Raw genomic sequence first — 1,306 nt, forward strand, 5'->3', positions numbered from 1 at the left:
GCGGAAGATGTAACGGGGCTCAAACCATACACCGAAGCTACGGGTATCACGTAAGTGATGCGGTAGAGGAGCGTTCTGTAAGCCTGTGAAGGTGAGTTGAGAAGCTTGCTGGAGGTATCAGAAGTGCGAATGCTGACATGAGTAACGACAATGGGTGTGAAAAACACCCACGCCGAAAGACCAAGGTTTCCTGCGCAACGTTAATCGACGCAGGGTTAGTCGGTCCCTAAGGCGAGGCTGAAAAGCGTAGTCGATGGAAAACAGGTTAATATTCCTGTACTTCTGGTTATTGCGATGGAGGGACGGAGAAGGCTAGGCCAGCTTGGCGTTGGTTGTCCAAGTTTAAGGTGGTAGGCTGAGATCTTAGGTAAATCCGGGATCTTAAGGCCGAGAGCTGATGACGAGTTGTCTTTTAGATGACGAAGTGGTTGATGCCATGCTTCCAAGAAAAGCTTCTAAGCTTCAGGTAACCAGGAACCGTACCCCAAACCGACACAGGTGGTTGGGTAGAGAATACCAAGGCGCTTGAGAGAACTCGGGTGAAGGAACTAGGCAAAATGGCACCGTAACTTCGGGAGAAGGTGCGCCGGTGAGGGTGAAGGACTTGCTCCGTAAGCCCATGCCGGTCGAAGATACCAGGCCGCTGCGACTGTTTATTAAAAACACAGCACTCTGCAAACACGAAAGTGGACGTATAGGGTGTGACGCCTGCCCGGTGCCGGAAGGTTAATTGATGGGGTTAGCTAACGCGAAGCTCTTGATCGAAGCCCCGGTAAACGGCGGCCGTAACTATAACGGTCCTAAGGTAGCGAAATTCCTTGTCGGGTAAGTTCCGACCTGCACGAATGGCGTAATGATGGCCAGGCTGTCTCCACCCGAGACTCAGTGAAATTGAACTCGCTGTGAAGATGCAGTGTACCCGCGGCAAGACGGAAAGACCCCGTGAACCTTTACTATAGCTTTGACACTGAACATTGAGCCTTGATGTGTAGGATAGGTGGGAGGCTTTGAAGCGTGGACGCCAGTCTGCGTGGAGCCATCCTTGAAATACCACCCTTTAATGTTTGATGTTCTAACTCGGCCCCGTAATCCGGGGTGAGGACAGTGTCTGGTGGGTAGTTTGACTGGGGCGGTCTCCTCCCAAAGAGTAACGGAGGAGCACGAAGGTTAGCTAATCACGGTCGGACATCGTGAGGTTAGTGCAAAGGCATAAGCTAGCTTGACTGCGAGAGTGACGGCTCGAGCAGGTACGAAAGTAGGTCTTAGTGATCCGGTGGTTCTGTATGGAAGGGCCATCGCTCAACGG

The 1,306-nt window shown here is 52.1% G+C and carries 1 rRNA gene; it reads left to right on the forward strand.

Annotation, left to right across the window (positions count from 1 at the left end):
* Positions 1-1,306: ribosomal RNA gene (locus tag BG60_RS36120) — 23S ribosomal RNA — on the forward strand; the annotation flags it as partial.

The sequence above is a fragment of the Caballeronia zhejiangensis genome (genome assembly GCF_000698575.1).
GTDB classification, from domain to species: Bacteria; Pseudomonadota; Gammaproteobacteria; order Burkholderiales; family Burkholderiaceae; genus Caballeronia; species Caballeronia zhejiangensis.